The organism is Humiphilus diazotrophicus, assembly GCF_059726315.1.
On record NZ_AP040870.1, the window covers coordinates 5,794,591 to 5,815,314 of the forward strand.

The following is a 20,724-nucleotide window of genomic DNA, read 5'->3' on the forward strand; positions in this document are numbered from 1 at the left end:
TGGGTGTGATCTGCAGCTTTGCTGTAATGGTATTAGCTAAGCTCCAAACGCCGATCCTTTCTGTGACAAACATCAGCTCCATTGCGGCTCCTTTGCTGAAATCTCTCGAAGGCAGCCTGTACGTCTGAAGCTCTTGGACAAACATCGCGAATATGTCCAAGCCAAAAACGATATGGAGGACTTCCGGAGCAGGGCGGCACAAGAGCACTGCGATGTCTTAACAATCACTCAAACAAGGAGTGGGCCAGGGCCGACCAGAAGCGATATCCGGATGCCTGGGTTCTGATTCGACGGCACCATACTCATCCCGCAACTCGTCGATGTGAGTCAGGCACCTCCAAGCCAGTTGAGATGCGGGCGAATCGCCATCGACCATTCTGAACAGCTCTTGGCGCAGGGATGGAACCGCAATACCAAAAAGATCTCTTGCGCCTGCCCATTCCTGGGAGGGCTCTTCTCCGACAACAGCGTGACGGATCGCGGCATCAATGGTGCCGGAGTAAAGCTCGCCCCGACGCGCATAACTGTGAACAAGAACCAGCACGCCCACCTCGTCGGCACCCTCCGCTATCGATGCCTCCAACAGATCCCTCTCGTTCTCCGTAGAGGATGAATCGTACTGGCGATATGCCGCTGCGCGGAGTTCGGCGTTCTCTTGAATCGCGTTGCCGATTTTTTTGGATAACCACCATCTATCTCGTATCTCGACAGCTGACAGGGTACCTTCTGAAATGAACTCAAGGAGAGTGCGCGCCGCGTTCACTGGAGAACGCCTTTCCATACAGCCAACCCAGTGGTGATCGTTCAGATATTGCTTGTCTCTCCTGGGCAATTCTCGAAGCACATCGTCAGCTTCGGGTGACGGCGCATAGGACAAGGCGGTCAGCACACCGCGGAGTCGCCAAGGTTGCCGCCAATTAGGCTCCAGCAAATCGAGTCCATCCAATGTGGCCATCGGGTGATCGGTGAACGGCAAGAGTTCCAGCCAACCCCCAAGTTCCCACCAGGCTTGTTCGAGGTCGAACCAGCGTTTCGCCTTCAATTCGGCCACTGAAGCTCGTAGAGCGTCGAGGACGATATCGGCCTGAACTACCTCACCGCTCAGCACCAGTGCGGTGACTAACGCCTGCTTTTCGCGCGTCGATTGATCCAGTCGAAGCAGAGTATCCAGCGTCGAAGTCCGATCGCCATGGGGCATCTGAAGCGCGACTGTAGCCAACTGCAATGCGTGGCTATGTTCCTGATCGCTCGTTCCCGGCTTGATCAGACGATCAACAATCTCGAAGATTGCGTCCGCATATGGTGAGCTCGGCGAAGTGCCGTCTGCCGACACACGTTCAGATCTCCTTGCACTGATCTGAGAAAAGTCCTTGCCGAATACAAGCTTCTTTGGGTCGGATGGATGGTGCTCTTTCTCCCAAAGATCACGTAAAACGTGTGCGGCGTCGACGCCAAATCCGTCATAACCGAGGTCTGGGAGATACGACTTCATCAGTTCGACGACCTCGTCGCCGCCCATGCTGACAAATGCTCGCCTGTATTGCAGCGTGTAAGCCATCATGGCAGAAGATCGGAGCGCAATGTCGACTGCCTCTCGTCTCTCCCGGGCGGTATTCATTTTCTCTTGAGCTTCACGCCGGAGCGCCAAATCTGTCGCGAGCATCCGGCCCAGAATCATCTCCAACTCCGGCTGTGACACTCGGCTGATCGCCTGTGCGAGGTTTGCGAGATGAGACCGATTGGGGACGTCTGATGCTAGAAGGACATCCCCCCATGCAATAAGTGCTACATTCAAGTCCGCTCGAAGATCGTCTGGAACTTGGAACGGTTCACGTTCCATGCTCTCACCATGTCGGCTGATAAGATCCGTCAAAAGGGCGATCACACTCGGCACGGTCGTCGAGGCCCGCTGAAGGATCGCGCGCACGAAAGAGCTTGGCTGCGTTGCAACAATCCAGTCACGCAAATCGTCAGCTGATTTTCTGTCGGAGGCAACAGCGCTCTCCGGGCTTGCTCTCATCGCGATCAGCCTATCGATTAGCCTGCCGACGGCCTCCGGCCCCAGAACACCGAGAGAACCGGGAATGATGGAAATCGGTTGGCCTTCGTCCGCAACAAAGGCTGCGGCGGGGCCATCTTCGATCCCAACATCTTCCGTGCGTAATAATTCTTCTGCCGCATGCGGAATGGAGAGTCCGGCTTTGATCCGTCCGAGCAGTGCTGCTTTCAATTCTCTCGGAAAGACCCTATAGGCGTCATTGATGGCCCACGTAGCATGTTGATCCATCGCTGGAAACTCTGCAGACTCAATCAGCGCACCAATCGAATCGGCTACATGTTGTCCTTGACGCCCGGATTCCACAAGCGCATTGAGCTTCCGCAGCGGATCCGTTTCAGCGTCGATAAACTGCGTACGCTCGTGTTCCAGCCGTTCTGCAATTTCGCTATCGCGCACTCGGATCGGATAGCTATTGCGTGCAATCGTGGTCCACACTTCATCTGGAGCCGAACGGAGAATATCAGCAGCGAAGAGGTCAGCTCGCCGGAAGTCGAGTGCCTCAATCACGTCGATCTTGACCTTCGAGCTATCATCCTTGACGGCGATGCCGGTGGCGAGTTCCATCTCGTCGAAGCCGCCTTCAAAAGCAATCTGCGAAATGACCCTGGCTCGTTGGCTTTCTGGCAGAGACGTTACCTGCCGTTCCACATCGGTGCCGAGTACAGAAGCCCGGAAACGATACGTCGCGCGAAATGCGCTAAGGTAAATCTGATCATTTTCGTGCGTAATCAAAGGCCAAAGCATGGTCGCGAACTCTGGTTTGCCGGTGGTAATCATGAACTTCACCGCGCGATCCACAGTGTCGGGCTTGTGCCACCGTTCAGCAAATTCGACGACCTGTGCCTTCACCATCTCCCACACAGATGGAGCCGACCGGTTGATCATCTCAGCCGCTAACATCGGATCAATCTGGATGGTTTCGAGAACAGCTGCGCCGACCGCAAGGGAGCCATTCTCATCGGCTCTTGACGCGCGCTCGCATGCGAACAAGACGGATTCCTCCCAGGCACGGGTATTCAACGGTCCCAGCTTCAAGTTCAGCTTGCTCTCGTTATCACTCGCCGCCGCCTTCCTCATGAGATCTTCCACCTCGACAGACGCGTACCATTCCTGAAATTGCTGATGCTGGAACGACAGTCCTCCTGCCCGAACTAATAGATGATGGCTAACCAGCAATTCCAGAACAGCCGTTGGTTGCGGTAACCCGTTGACCTGCCCCTCTGCAATCAAGCGATCTTCAACGCGCTTGGTTGCCGCCCGTGCCTGTGAGTCGGCCAGTGTCGTCGTTCCCAACCGAGTTGCTCCAACGGCAAGTTCTCTTAGGATTTCTGCGTGAAAGCCCAACAGTTCGCGGCGCAACACTTCTGCTGTATCGCTGTCCTGCTCATGCTCCGTCACGAATAAACGTAGAACCTCTTCCTTGCTGGTAGGCAGTCTTTCGCCTCTGGTATGCGCCAACAAGGCAGTTAAGTACAGTGGGATCGAAACCAACTCCCTAATTCCCGGCGTTCGCCAGGCATGTTCAAGAATAGCTTCGCCCTCAGAGCCGCGAAGCGAACGAGCGATCTCCAGTTGTTGGTAGTCACTCAAAGGCTCAATCTGGGCCACTGGGCCTGAGATTGGAACATCCAGCGCTTGGCGTCGCGCACTAATAATGAGGCCGATGCCGGGAAAATCCCTTTTCAGCTTTTGGATTTCACTCTTGGCGCGCTGACGGGCTGTCGATTCGAGTTCGTTCCATCCGTCCAGTAGCAGAACCAGCTGGCCCTGGCGGGCTTGCTCCACGAGCTGAGCTTCACCACCGTCGAGAAACGCATTGCGATGGGCGATGGAGGCCAGAAACGAATGGGGCTCCAAGGACCATTCATTCAGCGGTATGAATACGGCAACTGACTTCCCGAGAGAAAGAATTGCCTCTGCTATCTGGAGAAGTGTCGTTGTCTTACCAGTGCCAGGGGCCGCAATCAGGACGATCTCGTTGAAGGCGTCAATTGCGTTGGCGAGTAACGAGGCATGGAAGGTCTGAGAATTCTCTCCGTATGTGAGTTTCAAACCCAGTTCAATAGGATTCGCCAGCCATCCTTGAATCCGCTTGAATGCGGAAATATCCTCTGTTGCAGCCGCAATCAATGCCTCCGCGGCAGACGCATGATCGTTATCTTCTAGCAGAGAGGCCGAGGCAACCCCTTCCCGTGTTTCGCCCGGCCGTGATACCGCATAAAACGATTTCTCTTCTGCACGACGCTTCCATTCACGAAGCGTCGCGACGGTGAAGTGACCCTCATCAGAATCGACGACTTTCCCGTCTGTCTGGCAAAGCCAGATTCCGTTTGAATAGTTCTTCCGTTGCGCGCTGGTGAGACTCGAATCGTATCGAGGCCCGCCGGGTGCAGCCGCCGTGATGTGGGCGGCCACGCCAATATTAATAACGCCATCATGGCTCGCGGCAGCGCCTTCCGTAGACCGGCCACAGTCGGGGTTCGAACAAACGTTCCCGGCACGCTTGGCAAGCAGCTTGACTGTTCGTTGGCTGAAGTCGTCTCTCACGAAATCGTTCTCGCAGAATCAACAGTTATAGCGATTCTACCTTTGTCTTCACAAACGCGGCCTCGTCTAGACCGCGGAAGGATCATAATAGACCAAACCACTCTTACATACGGTCGTTTGTGACGGGATGGATTCCCCTGCGAGAACCCGCTGATCCACCTCGATGCGTCACTTCTGTGAAACGTTAGGTTCCTATCGAAACTGCCCCGGTTCAAATAATCGGGCTCAATCCCGCCTCGTCTGCCGAGGCAGTCCCGATAGGAACCTAACGTTTATGAGGAGTTGAAAAACCAAGGCTATTCATCGAGGTAATGCAGCGAGCTTTGTAGCCTGCCGAATGGATTAATCTATTGAGATGTCCGAGTTTGAGTACGACGTCTTTCTTTCGCATGCTTCAGAAGACAAATCGACCTTTGTTGAGCCGCTGGCACTTGAACTGATCCAGCTGGGCCTCAAAGTTTGGTACGACAGATTCAGCCTACGCGTAGGCGACAGCTTGCACAATTCCATCGAACTCGGCTTATCAAAATCCTGCTACGGCGTCGTTGTCTTCAGTCCTGCGTTCTTCGTAAAGAATTGGACGAAAGCAGAATTGAATGGCCTGTTCGCACGCGAAATGGATGGGCACAAGGTAATCCTCCCAATCTGGCATCAACTCTCGCGGGCGGATATGCTTAAGGATCTGCCGATCATGGCAGACAAAGTTGCTCTTCAGAGCAGCGCCGGTATCGCATCGGTCGCGAAGTCGTTGGTTGAAGTCATTCGTCCGGAGCTGTTGGCTGTTCAGACCAGTTCGGACGCCGCAGTGATAGCTGGGAAAAGGCTGGCTGAGGCGGTGAACCGAGACCATCCAGGTTACGAAGTACGGGTCACAACTGGGCCATCCTTATCCATTGCGAATCCGGAACCGAAGCCGCAGGGTGTCATTGCTTCGTTTTTCCAGGATGGCGCACGTACCGACATCCTAGTGAGCGATCCGGGAAAATTGGATCAGCCGCCACAAATGAATCTCAGCTTCTCAAGGACTGGCTTGGAAAAACTGAAAGAGGCAGTCAGGACTGGAAAGGCACAGCGCCTGATCACGGGCGAATTCCGGTTCGGCGGCAGCTCGATTCCCCTGATGCCGCCAGCGGAAATCATTGATGGTGGACTTCTCGATGTGATTCCCAATGTCACGCAGGTGCCGGAGCAAGACGTTCGGCTTGAGGTTGATACTCCAGCGGGAGTGCTTCGCATTCCTGTGATGAAGCTCAAGGTTCTGCGGGCTGGCAGGGAAGAGATCGAATTTCGACTACACCATCCTGCGCAGCCATTTGAGATTGGCTTCGTCCTAAACCTCAGACCGGGAGCGAAGCTTCAGAACTTCAACTTTTCGACTTCGTTTTCGACCTTTGATTTCTCACGCATCGACAACTGCGTGAAATTTATAGATGGTCTGATGAGGGGTGGTGAGTTCCGCATCTTCAACCTGACGACGGATCGCATCTTCTTACGAGCGGGCCTATCCGCGGAGCCTGATTGGATGCCACGCGGACTGGCTACGCTCATCGGAATGGTCGCCTCCATTGAGCGTTATTTCAGCGTCTCGATTCCATGGCCGTCCCGAATCTCCGACGAGGAGATAGAAAAAGCTCACATCTTGGACTGCTTGATCTCGGGTGAAGAATTCGGAACTAATCTGAGTCTCACGGCCATGTGCCCTAAAAACGCGGATTTAATCCAATACGCGAAGCGTGGCCCGGCCATTCTGTTCTTCGAGGCAGAAGATCCCAATACAGTGTCGCCTCTGTTCGGAGTTCCGATCTCTGTACCGGCCTGGGGTATGTATACGGAGGAAACCGCTCCGGTCGATATTGATGAAGTGGTAAAGGCTATGGAGGCGGATCCCGAGGGCAGTCTCATTCCAATCCCGATGCGCGGCTTGACGCCGACATTCGTTCGATTCAAATCATCACTAGGTGCGAACGCGTTAGCAGCGTGCTCGCACACCCATCCCAGAGCCCTGTTCCTGCCGCAACGCGACCCCAACGGTATGGCTTAGCCTATCTAGTAGGGGTCACTATACCAAACGTCAAAAATCGTACAACTCTAGGGCGCGTAGTAGAAGATAAAAACCAGCTGCAACGAAGCCTCTAAAAGTTATTTGCACATTGCAACGTACAGGATTGTGTGAGGGGCATCGTATCAACATTTGGGGGTCAGGGGAAAGAAAGAGTTGAAAGGGGATTGAAGTTCCGGGTTATCCGGCATTATCTCAACTATCTGATAGTTTGTTATCTGCTAATTTCTGTTTAATCTGCTCAACTCGGAACTCGAGATAAGACCCTCGGCATATGTTTTACCGAAGCAATTTTCGATATTGCTTCTCTGTCAGAGACAAACTAATAGAACCGGTGCCCTGTCGAATACCCTGTTCAAATGCCTGGCGCTCCTCTAACCTCATTTGAGTACCAGTTCGCTCTACTATCGCTCTGACCTTTGACACATCTGCAAAAGTCAGTTCTCGAAACGCTCTATCCATGTGATTGAAATCCCTGAATGAGATACGCCAACCATGACACTGTTCGAAGCGCATATTTTAAGCAGTGTGTCCCAGTCCCTTCTTTACATCGCGCACAAGAACGTTCCCGACCAGGGAATGGTTCAGGAAGTGATCCGCGAAACTTGCTACGGTTCCACTTTCAGAGTACGGATCAACCCAGATAGAGGACTCGTTTCCCGTCTCCATAAAAGGGAGAACACTTCTGGCACAGGCGGCAACCGCGACGGCGACGCGATCCTCCTCTTGTGAGGATGAAACCAGAGCATCGAGGATGATAGCTCGAAGAACCTGGATTGGTGTGCTAGCAAACGTATTGACGTAGATGGGCCAAGCTTTCTTCAGGATCTCGAGAACTTCAAGCGTTACCGGGTCATCCGGCGGTGCTTCGGGATCAAAAGCAATCAAAGAGTAGTTGGGAACTTTAGAGGGATGTTTCTTTAATATTCCCGCAACGCCTTGCGAGGTCGCCTGCAATTTTTCCAGCTTAGTGTCATCGCCGCCGACATTGATCAAGCCCTCACGCTTCTCTTTTGAGGAAGGGCATAGTAGCAACTACACATAAGCTAAGTGTTCCAAAAAGAAAATTCTCTTTGTTTTCAGCACAATAGCCAAGGAAGGTCGCAAAAAGGGTGCAAATCGGAGTTGCATCCTTTGGCCATAAAGGCGAATATATGGCGAATATCATAATGACCACAGCAGCCACAATTCGCCGCCAAATTGAGTCCAGTTTGGCCCACAGAATTCCTTCAGCACTGACGCCGCGGGCGCATGTGATCCGGCCGGTGTGGGCTACGGGCGTGTCCACAGTGGACGCGTTGTTAGGCGGTGGACTACCTGTGGGTGCACTTACCGAGATGGCGGGACCCGAGTGCTCGGGCCGCACCTCGCTGGCGCTCTCGTTTGTGGCGGCATGTACGCGTGCGGGCCGCGTCTGCGCATGGGTCGATGTATTGGACACGCTTTCTCCGGAGTCTGCCGCAGCGGCGGGCATACGCCTTGGTCGATTGCTATGGGTACGCTGCGGCGTATCTCCGAAGGGGGAACAGCTGCAAAGACCATCATTCCATTTGCCCGCAAAATGCTTCACGCCACCTGTGCCCACCAAGGGCCTTTATCCCGGTGGCTGGGGCGGGCATCCGCGTACAGAAGCGAACGGGTTGGCCGGAGCCATTGGAGAGCTGTTCGATGCTCCTGCACTTGGCCCGCGCGATGCCGAGTCGGAGCATCGTGTGAAACTGCCACAGGAAGAGCTGCCACACGTGACCACCCCTCAGCCGGAAACGCATATACGCAAGCCCCAGTTACACAAGCCATGGCCGCGTATAGAGCAAGCTATGCGTGTCACTGACCTTTTGTTACAGATGGGAGGTTTTGCCGTAGTTGTGCTCGACATGGCGGGCTTAGCACCGGAAGCAGTATTGCGTGTGCCGTTGGCAACGTGGTTTCGTTATCGCGCTGCCGCCGTGCGCACACAGGCCAGCGTAGTTCTACTAACACAAAGCACGTGCGCCAAAAGCAGCGCCGGTCTCGTGATGTGCATGGGGAAGGCTGCAGAGGTTGGCGGTGAGTCGACAGTATTTACTGGTCTCGCATGCAATATTGAGATTGCTCGCGAGCGATTCAAGACTCCAGACGAGGTCGTGCCGTTACGCAAACCGCCTTCACGCGCTAATACCGCTGCCTGGCAGGCACGCAGCACGTGGGCAGGTGGACGATGAAAACGCCACGTGAGCTTTACGCATGTATTGCCATCCGCGAGTTTGCCGCACAAGCTATGCTGCGTCTGCGTCCAGAGGTGAATACTGAGGCTTGCGTTGTTTTAGAAGGTGTGCCGCCGCTCGAAGCCGTATGTGCAATGAACATGCGCGCTCGAAAGTTAGGGTTGGCAGTCGGTATGACACGCGCAGAAGCAGAGACATTTCCTGCAACGTTACTAGTGCGCTCCACGAGTGAAGAGCAGACTGCACGCAGTGCATTATTGAGTTGTGCGGCACACTTTACGCCGCGGGTGGAGGAGTGCAGACGCGGCGGCACGTACCTGTGCGTATTGGATATTGCTGGAACCGGCCAGCTTTTCGGCCCTCCTAAAAAACTCGCCGCCGATCTGATCGAGAGACTGCGTGCCGTTGGTCTCGCGGGAACCGTTGCCGTTGCAGTCAACTACAATACCGCACTCTGCCTTGCACTCGCACTCAACTCCGGCTTTTGCATGATTCCTGCGGGGCAGGAACGCGCAGCATTGGCGCCGTTACCGCTGGCTGTGCTCGATCTCACAGAGCAGCAGGCTGTGACCTTTACGGGATGGGGCATTCGTACCTTGGGCGAACTGTCTGCATTGCCTGAAGCGCAATTGGTAGCTCGTATGGGGCAGACAGCCAAACATCTACGCCAGCTCGCATTAGGCACAGCACCGCATTTATTTGTTCCGCTCGAAGAGACGCTTGCTCTAGAAGAAAGGATTGAGTTGGATGCGCCTGTCGATCTGCTGGACTCGTTATTGTTCGTGCTGCGCGTAATGCTGGAACGTTTACTGGCACGGGCGGGAAACGATCTGGTAGCGTTGGCCACGGTCACAATAACGCTCAAACTGGAGAGCGGCCGAGAGCATGTGCGCACAGTCAGACCCGCGCTGCCGGGAAACGACCTGCAGCTATGGATGAAGCTGGTGCAGCTCGATCTGGCAGCGCATCCACCGCATGCAGAGATTCTGGAACTCACAGTGTCGGCGGAGACGGGAAGTCGTCGCAAAGTGCAGCTCGGTCTCTTCACGCCCCAGGCTCCGGAGCCGGATCGGCTCGACGTCACGCTGGCGCGCTTGCGGTCACTGGTTGGCGATGACTGCGTGGGTATGCCGGTTCTGCAAGATGCACATAGACCGGATGCTTTCAAGATCGAACCGTTTCGAGTCTCTGCGGAAGGCAGTGATGTCACCCAGGTTAATGCGACCGATATCGTGCGCGGTGCTCTGCGTGCACTGCGTCCACCCGAGCCTCTGCATATTACCTTGCGTGGCAAGACTCCCGATGCCTTCACGTTTCGTGCCACCCGTTATTGTGTGGAGCGCGCATACGGGCCATGGGTCGCAAGCGGAGATTGGTCGAATCCTACGCTGTGGGCCGTGCAGCAATGGGATGTCATTGCACGCAATAGCGCCGGAGAACTGCTCTACTGCTGCATCACGTTCGAGCCTATCGAAAGAAATTGGCTGATGATCGGGCTCTATGACTGACGAGTACGTGGAGTTGCATGCAGCTAGTGCTTTCAGCTTTCTTGATGGCGCATCGCAGCCGGAAGACATGATCGAGCGCGCCGCAGAGTTACATATACCAGCCATGGCTCTGCTTGACCGCAACGGAGTGTACGGCGTAGCGCGCTTCCACAGCAGCGCCGTGCGTGCTGGAATAGTCGCCCATATTGGTGCTGAAATTGCGGTGCCGGATTTCGGCACGCGACTGGTTGCCCCCGAGTGGCTGCCGATGCAGCGCGTACCTGAACCAACGCGTCTCCCTCTGCTATGTACCTCGCAGGTTGGCTATCAAAATCTCTGCCAACTCATCACGTCATTCAAGTTGCGCGAACCGGAGAAGGGTGAGGGCTCAGCCACGTTGGAAGAGCTTGCGCAATATGCAGAAGGCCTGGTCTGTCTTACGGGTGGTGATGAAGGTCCGCTGGCTGCTGCGTTGGTGCATGGTGGCGAACGGGCAGGCCATAAACTCATCGGAAGACTGGTTGAGATTTACGGCCGAGGCAATGTCTATGTGGAGTTGCAGCGTCATCGCGAGCGCGAAGAGGAGTGGCGCAATCAATCGGCGCTGCGCATTGCGCGTTCGCTCCATCTTCCAGTGCTTGCTACCAATGGCGTACGTTACGCCAAGGCATACGACCGTGAGATTCTCGACGTGTTCACGGCGATTCGCCATCATACGCAACTGGATCGTGCCGGTCGCTTGCTTACCTTGAACAGCCAGCGATATTTACGACCAGCGAGCGAGATGTTGCGTCTCTTTGCAGATATTCCTGATGCCATTGCGAATACTCGCGAGCTCTCGTCGCGACTGACATTTCGTCTGAACGATCTTGGTTACGAGTTTCCCCATTATCCGGTGCCAGTCGGTGAAACACTGGACAGCTATCTCGCCCAACTCGTAGCTAAGGGCGTTGTCTACCGTTATGCGCCAAAGAACGATGCTTCTCTCATGCGTCGCGCGCGGGCGCAGGTCGAGCACGAACTCAAGCTGATTGCCAAGCTTGGCTTTGCCGGATATTTCCTGATCGTGTGGGACATTGTGCAGTTTGCCAAGGGCAACGGCATCCTGATTCAGGGACGTGGCAGTGCTGCAAACTCTGCGGTCTGCTATGCACTGGAAATTACGGCGGTGGACCCAGTAGGCATGGATCTACTCTTCGAGCGATTTTTGAGCGAGAGCCGTGGAGAATGGCCCGACATTGATCTCGATCTGCCATCAGAGGGAATGCGCGAACAGGTGATTCAGCACGTGTACCAGCGCTACGGCGAGCTGGGTTCGGCAATGACCGCCAATGTGATCACCTATCGTAGCCGCTCCGCCGCGCGCGAAACAGGTAAGGCGATGGGCTTCGATGAACAAACACTCGCCCGCCTCGCTGGCTTGGCTGGCAACTGGGAGTGGCGTAGCCCTACAGATACGATGGCCAGTGCATTTCAGCAGGCAGGTCTCGACATCGAGCACCCACGAATAGCCAAATATATCGAGCTGGCGATGCGCTTGCGCGGACTGCCTCGGCATCTGGGCCAGCATTCGGGTGGAATGGTGATCTGCAAAGGACTCTTGAATCACGTTGTGCCGCTCGAACGCGCGTCAATGGCGGGCCGCACCGTGATTCAGTGGGACAAGGAGGATTGCGCCGACTTGGGGCTCATCAAGGTGGATCTGCTGGGCCTGGGCATGATGGCCGTGCTCAAGGATTGTATTGAGCTGATTCCTCAACATTATGGCGATCCCATCGACTTGGCGCAACTTCCCGAAGACCCGGAGGTGTATCGGACACTGCAACACGCCGACACAGTCGGCATGTTCCAAGTGGAAAGCCGAGCACAGATGGCCGCACTGCCGCAGAACTATCCCGAGCGCTTCTATGACGTCGTGGTGCAGGTGGCAATCATCCGCCCTGGTCCCATAGTCGGCAAGATGATGCATCCTTATATGCGCCGCCGGCAGCGGCTGGAGCCTGTGACCTATCCGCATCCACTGCTCGAGCCGGTTCTCAAGCGAACGCTGGGAGTACCGCTGTTTCAGGAACAGCTTTTGCGCATTGCGATGACGGTAGCTAACTTCTCCGGTGCAGAAGCCGAGGAACTGCGCCGCGCTGTGGGTATGCGCCGTTCATGGGAGCGCATGAAGAATCTAGAAGGTCGCCTGCGTGCGGGCATGACAGCCAATGGTATCGATGAAGAGACGCAGGCGCGCATCGTCGACAACATCAGCTCGTTTGCGCTCTATGGATTCCCGGAGTCGCATGCGGCGAGCTTTGCATTGATTGCGTATGCCTCGGCCTATCTCAAAGTGAAATATCTGGCCGCGTTTACCTGCGCACTGCTCAACAATCAGCCAATGGGCTTTTACTCGCCTGCGGTGCTTGTAAGTGACGCGCGTCGTCACGGATTGCGGGCAAGACCGATCGATGTACAAGTCTCCCAGTGGCCCTGCACTCTGGAACATGAAGAGAATGGAAGTCTGTCGTTACGCCTGGGTATGGGCTATGCGCGCGGCCTCCGCCGCCAAGTTGCGGAGGCGATTGTGGCCACACGCAACAGCGCAGGAACCTTCTCCTCTGCCGAAGATCTGATACAGCGTGTGCCTCTCATAAATCGAAAGGAGATTACATTGTTGGCACGCATCGGAGCATTGAACAGTATCGGTGGTGTCGAACATCGCCGTGATGCATTGTGGCAGGTCGAGCGTGCCGGCAAACCTGAAGGACCACTGCTGCGCCAGCAAAGCGACTGGCTGCGCGAGCCTTCGCATAAGCTACCGCTCGCAACAATGACAGACACCGAGCGACTAATTGCCGACTACGGTGGAACGAGCCTGACCGTGGGGCGGCATCCGATGCAGTATCGACGCGAAGCTCTCAGCAGGTACGGGGCCCTGTCGGCTGCCGCGTTACAACAACAACCGAATAGGGCATGGGTGCGCTCGGCAGGTTGTGTAATCGCGAGGCAAAGGCCCGGCACTGCAAAGGGATTTGTATTTTTGTCAATGGAAGACGAGTCAGGAATCACAAATGTGATCGTCTCACCTGATCTCTTCGAACAGAACCGCATGGTCGTAACGCGCGCGCGCTTCCTGTTGGTAGAAGGACCACTGCAAAACCAAAACGGTGTCATTCACATCCGTGCAAAGCACCTGCACGCCCTGGCAGATCATTCAATCAATGTCAATTCGCATGACTTTCATTGACGCTGGTTTCGAAGCACATTTCTGATGCGAGACGTGAGTTAGCGATAGTGGCGTCATTCCGACGAGGTTTCCGAGTGGCATTTCGGAAACTTCGCAAGGATTGATTAAGGACGTGAACGTGAACCTTTGCCTAATTTGGCTCTGAGTAGGAATTCGACGGCATAGGCTATTTATGCGGCTTTTTGAAATCAAAGAAAAATATTCAACTCCGCCGCCGTCGCTGTGGGAATGTGGAAACCCGCGTTTTGTGCGGGTTTCCAAGTATTGAGGACGGCAACAGAAAACCTGAATAAAACCGCATATGATCCGTCCTCAATGCGACATTTCCATAGCGAACAACATCGATTGGCCTAGTATTTGTAGAATTAGCTCACTTTGTTGCTCAAAACTGTTTTTTGCTGTTTTCAACAAAGACCCCGTAATTTGAGTGTTTTGTCGAATTCCTGCTCAGAGCCCCTAATTTAGATCTGATTGGGTATACATCCCACAAAGGGTAGAACGTCTCCATCCAGAGCATTTCCATCAGTAGTAGTTGTCCCGATCTATGCCTATTGAAATGATATGCAGGTTTTAGTAACTTGCTTTCAGTTTTAGGCATATAGGAAATTTTTGCAGTCTAGTTATTTATTTGTTTGACATGACCATTACATATACAGTAAATACTTTCTAGTACAACTCTTCTAGAGTTCCCCGGCCTGTGTACGCGGTACTTATGAGGAGTACCAGCGCCAATCAAACTCATAAAACAAGCACCAATTGAAGATTTGCTCAGGAGAACGTCATGCGAATCGCCAGTTTTCTGCTTTGCGCCCTCATGCTTCTGCAACTTAGTTATATTGAGGAAGCTTCCGCCAGCTCGGCAGACACGAGCGCGATCATTTCCCAAGCTCACCACGCATTTTCTCAAGGTAGGCGGATCAATTCCGTTCAGCTGACAGGCACAGCTCACTGGTCTGCAGGAGGCAGCAGCGATGAAGGTCCAGCTACTCTCACGGCTAAGTCCACGGGCGAGAACGTAGCAGAATTCAACCTTTCGAATGGCAAACGCATCGAACAACAATCTGCGGCAAGCGATGACCGAAGTTGCAGTTGGACTAGCACGGATGGAGTCCCTCACGAAGGAGCTTTCTCCAATTGTTGGACTGCGACTATCTGGTTTATTCCGCAATTAATGCTGCAATCTGTAGGGATGCCATCTCAGCTTGAGACGCGAGATATGGGCACAACAGACGATCAGAAGCGACAGATTCGTCAACAAATCATAGCAGCTCCGGGAAATACGAAGCCGGAGGTTACAGAGCAAATCCGTAAATTGAGCATGACCGATCTCCACCTAGATCCCACTACACTGCTCCCTTCCACGTTGAAATACACGATCCATCCGGACGACAACTCTAATGTAGATCTTCTCGTCGAGGTGCGATTCAGCAGTTATCGCCAGATATCCGGAATTGAGCTTCCTTTTCATATTGAACGATATGTGAACGGGAATCTCCAAGTCTCTATCGATATTGATACAGCAGTCGTGAACTAACTCAAAACTTCCAATTCGGGGATGGCGATGATCCGTATTCGTCTTGTTATTCTGCTGCTGTTGGCTTGTGCTGCCTCTCAACTGAACGCTCAGGCACCCGGAACGGGTTTATATACCCTTGGCTCGTTCGACAATCGTGGCTTTGACAGCATCAATCTAGGTAATCTCAACACACACTTTTCCATTCCTGTGGTGTCGAAACCAGGTAGGGGACCATCTTTCGATTACCGGTTGGTATACGACAGCCTACTGTGGTCTGCAACCGGATCCTCCGGAAACCAATTCTGGTCACCCGATCCCGGGTGGGGATTGCATGGGCAACTCAATGAAGGATTCCAAGGGTACCTCAGCTATACAACTATCCAATCAAAGTGTTTTGATGGCAGCGGCTCATGGTATTGGGCTCCAAAGTTCTCCAACTACGTCTATCATGACGCTTTTGGAGTGCAGCATCGGTTTAACCGAACAGAGAATACGTGCACTGATGCCATAACAGGAGATGGCTCTACCTCGGATGGATCAGGCTTTAGTTTGCTAGGAGTAAGAATTCTGGCCAGGGATGGCACAATAATCGATCCACCGCGGGATTCTTCTGTTTCTGGAAAAGCCACGCTCACGGATACAAATGGAAATACTATTACGAACAACGGCGACGGAACCTTCGTAGACACGCTAGGTACCACAGCCTTGAGAATAGCAGGAGGCGGGACTCCTAGCAGCCCGCGTACTTTCACGTACAACATTCCAGCTCAAGCTGATGGAAGCACCTCTGCGACGGTTACTGTTTCCTATCAAACCTACACGGTACAAACCAGCTTCGGGTGTAGTGGTATTTCTGAATATGGACCTACGGCTGTCAATTTGCCTTCCAGTATCGCTCTTGCCGATGGCAGTACCTATCAGTTGAGCTACGAAGCAACTCCCGGTATTGCTAATACCGTGACCGGACGTTTAGCAACCATTACACTTCCTACCGGTGGCACGATACGTTATGCCTATTCTGGAGGCTGCAACGGCAATGGAATGAATGCTGACGGCACTACAGGTGGATTGAGCAGAACAACGTCTGATAGCAGCACGCCAATTACCTATACGCGAACTGCTGCCAATACAAGCGCGCCCGGGACCACGATGACGGACGCCATGAACAGGCAAACAAACCTCACGTTCGCTGTTTTGAATGGGCTGTTCTATGAAACCGGAAGACAAATTTACTCCAGATCGGCCTCGGGGACTCCGCTACTGAACCGCTCAATATGCTATAACGGCGCGACTTCAGGTTGCGCCTCTGCAGTAATCACGCCGCCGGTCACACAGATTGATATTGACGAAATTTACGACGGTCAATCACATCAGGGAACCACACAGAAGTACAACGCCTACGGCCTGCTGACTGAGCAAGACTACTACGATTTCGGCAGCTCTGGTCGAGGCCCCTTGCTCAAACGAGAGGTCCTGAGCTATCCAACCTCAGGTATCGTTAACCTCATCAGCTCAGACGTAGTGTATGACGCCAGTGGGCATATATTGAGTTCTACAAGTTATTTCTATGACGGCGACACGGTAAAGGCAACCTCGGGTCTTCCCCAGCACGGTGCGGCAGGTAGCCAACGGGGGAACCCAACTCAAATACAGAGATCAACGGGAACATCACAGTTTTCTACAACCTACTCCTATGACGATGCAGGACAGATTGTAGGGATAACAAGCAATAATGGACAGGTTACAAAATACTCCCGTGACACTACAGATAGCTACGTCACACAGACGACGTACCCCACTATCAACGGAGTGACACTCCAAACGTCAGCCACTTATGACCAAAACTCTGGCGTCCTGTTAACATCCACGGATGCAAATGGCAATGTGGCAAAATATACATACGACAAGTTGCTTCGGCAAACGGCAGCAAGTTACCCGGATGGGGGGAGCACGACCATCAACTACAACTTGTCGTCCTCTCCGGCAACTATCAACATGGGCGTACTACAGTCGGTCGGAGGCAATACCATTACCTCAACTGCAACGCTTGATGGTTATGGAAGGCTGAGCCAAACATCCCTAACTGATCCGAAGGGCAATGACCTGATTCAATATGGCTATGATGCCAATGGGACACTATATTGGGTGACAAACCCTTATCGCTCGTCAAGCGATCCCACCTATGGTCTGACATACTACTCCTACGACACTTTAGGTCGTACGACCACAATCAAGCAGCCGGATAATAGTTTGGTTGGATACAGCTACGCCGGAAATGCCGTCACAGTTTCGGATGAGACTAATCATAAGCGCAAAATTGTCCAAGACGGTTTGGGTCGAACCAGCCAAGTATGGGAGCCTGATGGATCTGGGAACTTGAGCTCTCTGACCCAATACCTCTACGATCAGAATTACTCATCTGGCCGCTATCAAACGATCATTCAACAGAAGGGTGGATCCCCAAATTCGGCTCTGTGGCGCCAAAGAACTTTTGTTTACGATCTCGTTGGCCGAGTGGTACAGGAGATTACGCCGGAAGCTGGTTCTGTAAGCTATACGTATCCAGGCGACGATGCAAACTGCGCCGGGGACATCACCGCAGTTTGCAGCAAGACAGACAATCGCGGCGTCTCTATTACCTACTCTTACGATGCGCTCAATCGTCTGACAGCAAAGACATATAGTTCGACGACACCGGCCACACCAAACGTGAGCTATTTTTACGACCAGACTGTCTCCAATGGATTGACAATTTCCAATGGTAAAGGGCGAAGAACTGGGATGAGCGATGGTTCCGGGCAAACGGCATGGACATTCGATGCCATGGGACGAATCGCGAATGTGAGAAAAACCATCAATAACGCCACCAAGACCGCCGGCGTCACCTATAACCTTGATGGCTCCGTATCAGATATGCAGTATTTCAGCGGCGCCCATGTGTCTTACACCTATAACAGTGCAGGAATCGTCACCTCTGCGATCGACCCAAACGGAAGCTACAAGTTTGTAACCAATACTGACTATAATGCTGCAGGAGCGTTTACAGCTTTCACGCAAGGCAATTCTAGTAGCTTTGCCGGGATAACCAACATCAAGAGCTACAACAATCGGCTAGAACCCTCATTGATAGCGGCTAATATTCCTTCTGGCACAGTGCTCAGTCTCTCTTATCAATATGGCGCTGCAGGAACAAACAACGGGAACATCTCTCAAATCACTAATAACCTGGATAATAGTCGTTCGCAGAGCTATACCTACGATCAGTTAAATCGCGTGCAAACAGCGCAGGCCGGATCGAAATGGGGGAACTCTTACGTGTATGATGCCTGGGGAAATCTATTGCAAATGAACCAGGTCTCAGGAACGCAGGCTGGCCAATACTTGCAAATCCAGGTTGACGGCTCGAATCATATTTCCTCGCTGCAGTACGATGCTGCGGGAAATACAACCTCGGACAACGCCGGAAACTGCTGGACCTACGATGCAGAAGAGAGGGCCTCTTCGGTAGGGTGTTTTACCTCAGCCCATACCTACACGTATGACGGAGACGGGAATCGGGTTATGAAGAACGGTGGCTCGAATCCTCGCATGTTTTGGCCAGGGCCGGGTGGAAAGGTAATTGATGAGTCGGATCTTTCTGGAAATATCCTACTCCGCAATGTGTACTTGGGTGGCCAAGTGATTGCTCGCAGAGAAACTAATGGAAATACCCATCACCTCTTGCGCGATCATCTTGGATCAGAAAGGAAGTCGCTCAGCGCAGTTGGTGCCGTTGAAGATGATTTTGACTTTTATCCATATGGCGAACCAGAATCTGTTAAATACAACTCCAACAATCTTTATGTCTTTGGCGGATATGAAATCGATTTCGAGACTGACACCTATCACACCCCAGCCAGACAACTGAATCTGGCATTGGGACGATGGAACAGGCCAGATCCATTTTCAGGCTCCTATGATCTTTCCAATCCACAGAGCTTGAACCGATACACCTATGCTCTAAATAATCCATTGAGCTTCGTTGATTCGAATGGCATGATGCCATGTATCATCGGAATATTTGGCACCTGTGGCGGTGGTGGTTGGGGATCCGGTGGTGATGGTGGCTGCGGCGGTGACCCAGAATGTAACCGTGGTTATGATGATGGCTACTGCCCTCCGTCGCGTGCGTCATGCGGGGGATGGCCTGATGGTGGTGGCGATGGCGGCGGCGGTGGATCAGATGGATATCCCTCTTCCTCAAGAGGACATGGATCGCCACATCGGGAGCCGCATTGGGGAAATGACCCAGGGAGTTTGGGTGAGAGTTTGGGCTTACCAGCACGGAATTGGGGTATCTCTGGAGCGCTCGGTCTTCCTACTGACCCGGGATGTGAATTTGGCCCCTGCGGTGCAATACCTGGGGGCTTCCAGGAAGGATCCGTGGTGACCTTTGGGGATCTTTTTGATGAACTCTCTCGCCATTGGCCTGCCAATGGCAATTTATGGCCGGGATTTACAAAACAAGATGGGGTCTGCTCAACAGGACCCTTTGCGGCAAAGATGAATAGCAATCCGAATATCTTGGCTTGCTGCCAATTGCACGATAAGTGCTATGAAAAATATCATTGTAACGCCAGCTCATGGGTCGGAACGCCCTACCCAGGACCATGCAGGACAACTTGTAACAGTAGAGTAATAAAATGTGTTGAAGGCGGAAGGTGGTAACATTTGCCTGCGGAGCACGGAGGAAAATGGTCAGGTCTTTTCAGCGGATCAACAGGTTTACGATCATTTGGGTAGGATTAACATTTTTAGTTTACTCGATGCTTGGCGGATGTGAATACTTCCCTGAATCAACATTCAAATTGGCCGATGAGTCAAGATTGCCAAAGTGGATTACGCTCCCTCCGGGACTTACACGCGCCGACGTTTCGATCACGATGAACTATTATGTGAAGCCATGGGGTCGATATGCGAGCTTTATATTACAGGATACGAAGATGCAAGAACTTAAAAGGGTTTATGGCAAGGTGAAATGTAAAGAACCTTTTGAACTCCCCAATCCTCCACAGGGATCTGAGCATGGTTATCCAGCTTATGAAGAAATCACTGTCCAAGATATGACCGAAATTATCGAGCATAGGAAAATGGAACCGGTAGTTTACGTAACTGATAACCCAGCTGTTTGGAAACATTTTTCAGCCAATGGTTGTAGTTAGCCACACCGTACAGATATTATAATGGCCCCGCTTAAAGATTGAGGATTAATGAACAACCAACTTGCCAAACTCCAAGCGGATTCAGTTGACTACCGGAAATCGTTAGATCAGACCCTCTCCCTCGCCCTTACCACTCCCAAGAGCTGGCGGGAATGCTTTTCGGATATCTTGATCTGTGCAACACAGCTTTATCTGGACTACCTACTTGGCATGAAAAATTCGCCGACAATGGAGGTTATTTCATCAAGGGACGACGGTAACCGTATTCGCTTGGATACGCTTCGGGAGAAACTCCTTCGAGAGAGGCTCCAGCAAAAGCTGGAGTCTTCCACCTGTTGGGGTCTCCACATCAAGCCGGAGAACGCATTGTCGGAGTTGACTGGCCTTCGGAGCCGTCGGGATTACACAGACAGGCTTAC

9 protein-coding genes are annotated in these 20,724 nt (G+C 53.0%); 7 read left to right on the top strand and 2 right to left on the bottom strand.

Going from position 1 to position 20,724, the window contains the following annotated elements; genetic code table 11:
• Nucleotides 1–217 precede the first annotated feature (217 nt).
• The gene (locus AC6I7T_RS23725; protein WP_497790236.1) at nucleotides 218–4,606 is read right to left on the bottom strand and encodes an NACHT domain-containing protein; all 4,389 of its coding nucleotides are present in this window, start codon (nucleotides 4,604–4,606) and stop codon (nucleotides 218–220) included.
• Between the two features lie 355 nt (nucleotides 4,607–4,961).
• Between AC6I7T_RS23725 and AC6I7T_RS23730 the strand changes: the two genes are divergently transcribed.
• Nucleotides 4,962–6,647 carry a toll/interleukin-1 receptor domain-containing protein gene (locus AC6I7T_RS23730; RefSeq protein WP_497790237.1) on the top strand — a complete coding sequence of 562 codons (1,686 nt, stop codon included), beginning with the start codon at nucleotides 4,962–4,964 and terminating at the stop codon, nucleotides 6,645–6,647.
• A 537-nt stretch (nucleotides 6,648–7,184) separates the two neighbouring features.
• Here the strand turns inward: AC6I7T_RS23730 and AC6I7T_RS23735 are convergent.
• Nucleotides 7,185–7,661 (bottom strand): GTPase-associated system all-helical protein GASH, encoded by a 477-nt coding sequence (locus tag AC6I7T_RS23735; protein ID WP_497790238.1) that lies wholly within the window; start codon nucleotides 7,659–7,661, stop codon nucleotides 7,185–7,187.
• A 158-nt stretch (nucleotides 7,662–7,819) separates the two neighbouring features.
• Here AC6I7T_RS23735 and AC6I7T_RS23740 point away from each other — a divergent pair, with 158 nt between their 5' ends.
• From AC6I7T_RS23740 to AC6I7T_RS23765, 6 genes are all read left to right on the top strand, one after another.
• Entirely contained in the window at nucleotides 7,820–8,866 is a 1,047-nt protein-coding gene (locus AC6I7T_RS23740) for an ImuA'/RecA-like NTPase (RefSeq protein ID WP_497790239.1), read from the top strand.
• On the top strand, nucleotides 8,863–10,377 hold the full coding sequence (locus AC6I7T_RS23745) for a DNA polymerase Y family protein (protein WP_497790240.1): 1,515 nt from the start codon (nucleotides 8,863–8,865) through the stop codon (nucleotides 10,375–10,377). Before AC6I7T_RS23740 ends, AC6I7T_RS23745 begins: the two co-directional genes overlap by 4 nt.
• Entirely contained in the window at nucleotides 10,370–13,588 is a 3,219-nt protein-coding gene (locus AC6I7T_RS23750; RefSeq protein ID WP_497790241.1) for a DNA polymerase III subunit alpha, read from the top strand. Before AC6I7T_RS23745 ends, AC6I7T_RS23750 begins: the two co-directional genes overlap by 8 nt.
• Nucleotides 13,589–14,369: 781 nt before the next feature.
• Entirely contained in the window at nucleotides 14,370–15,122 is a 753-nt protein-coding gene (locus AC6I7T_RS23755) for a hypothetical protein (RefSeq protein ID WP_497790242.1), read from the top strand.
• A gap of 27 nt (nucleotides 15,123–15,149) precedes the next feature.
• Nucleotides 15,150–19,811, top strand: a complete 4,662-nt coding sequence (locus AC6I7T_RS23760) for an RHS repeat domain-containing protein (protein WP_497790243.1) — start codon at nucleotides 15,150–15,152, stop codon at nucleotides 19,809–19,811.
• Nucleotides 19,812–19,837: 26 nt separating this feature from the next.
• Nucleotides 19,838–20,305 (top strand): hypothetical protein, encoded by a 468-nt coding sequence (locus tag AC6I7T_RS23765; protein WP_497790244.1) that lies wholly within the window; start codon nucleotides 19,838–19,840, stop codon nucleotides 20,303–20,305.
• Nucleotides 20,306–20,724: the final 419 nt, after the last annotated feature.

Excerpts from the sequence above, each read along its gene's own strand:
- AC6I7T_RS23765 (WP_497790244.1), top strand. The coding sequence starts at position 19,838 with ATGGTCAGGTCTTTTCAGCGGATCAACAGGTTTACGATCATTTGGGTA.
- AC6I7T_RS23750 (WP_497790241.1), top strand. The coding sequence starts at position 10,370 with ATGACTGACGAGTACGTGGAGTTGCATGCAGCTAGTGCTTTCAGCTTT.
- AC6I7T_RS23745 (WP_497790240.1), top strand. The coding sequence starts at position 8,863 with ATGAAAACGCCACGTGAGCTTTACGCATGTATTGCCATCCGCGAGTTT.
- AC6I7T_RS23730 (WP_497790237.1), top strand. The coding sequence starts at position 4,962 with ATGTCCGAGTTTGAGTACGACGTCTTTCTTTCGCATGCTTCAGAAGAC.
- AC6I7T_RS23740 (WP_497790239.1), top strand. The coding sequence starts at position 7,820 with ATGGCGAATATCATAATGACCACAGCAGCCACAATTCGCCGCCAAATT.
- AC6I7T_RS23755 (WP_497790242.1), top strand. The coding sequence starts at position 14,370 with ATGCGAATCGCCAGTTTTCTGCTTTGCGCCCTCATGCTTCTGCAACTT.
- AC6I7T_RS23760 (WP_497790243.1), top strand. The coding sequence starts at position 15,150 with ATGATCCGTATTCGTCTTGTTATTCTGCTGCTGTTGGCTTGTGCTGCC.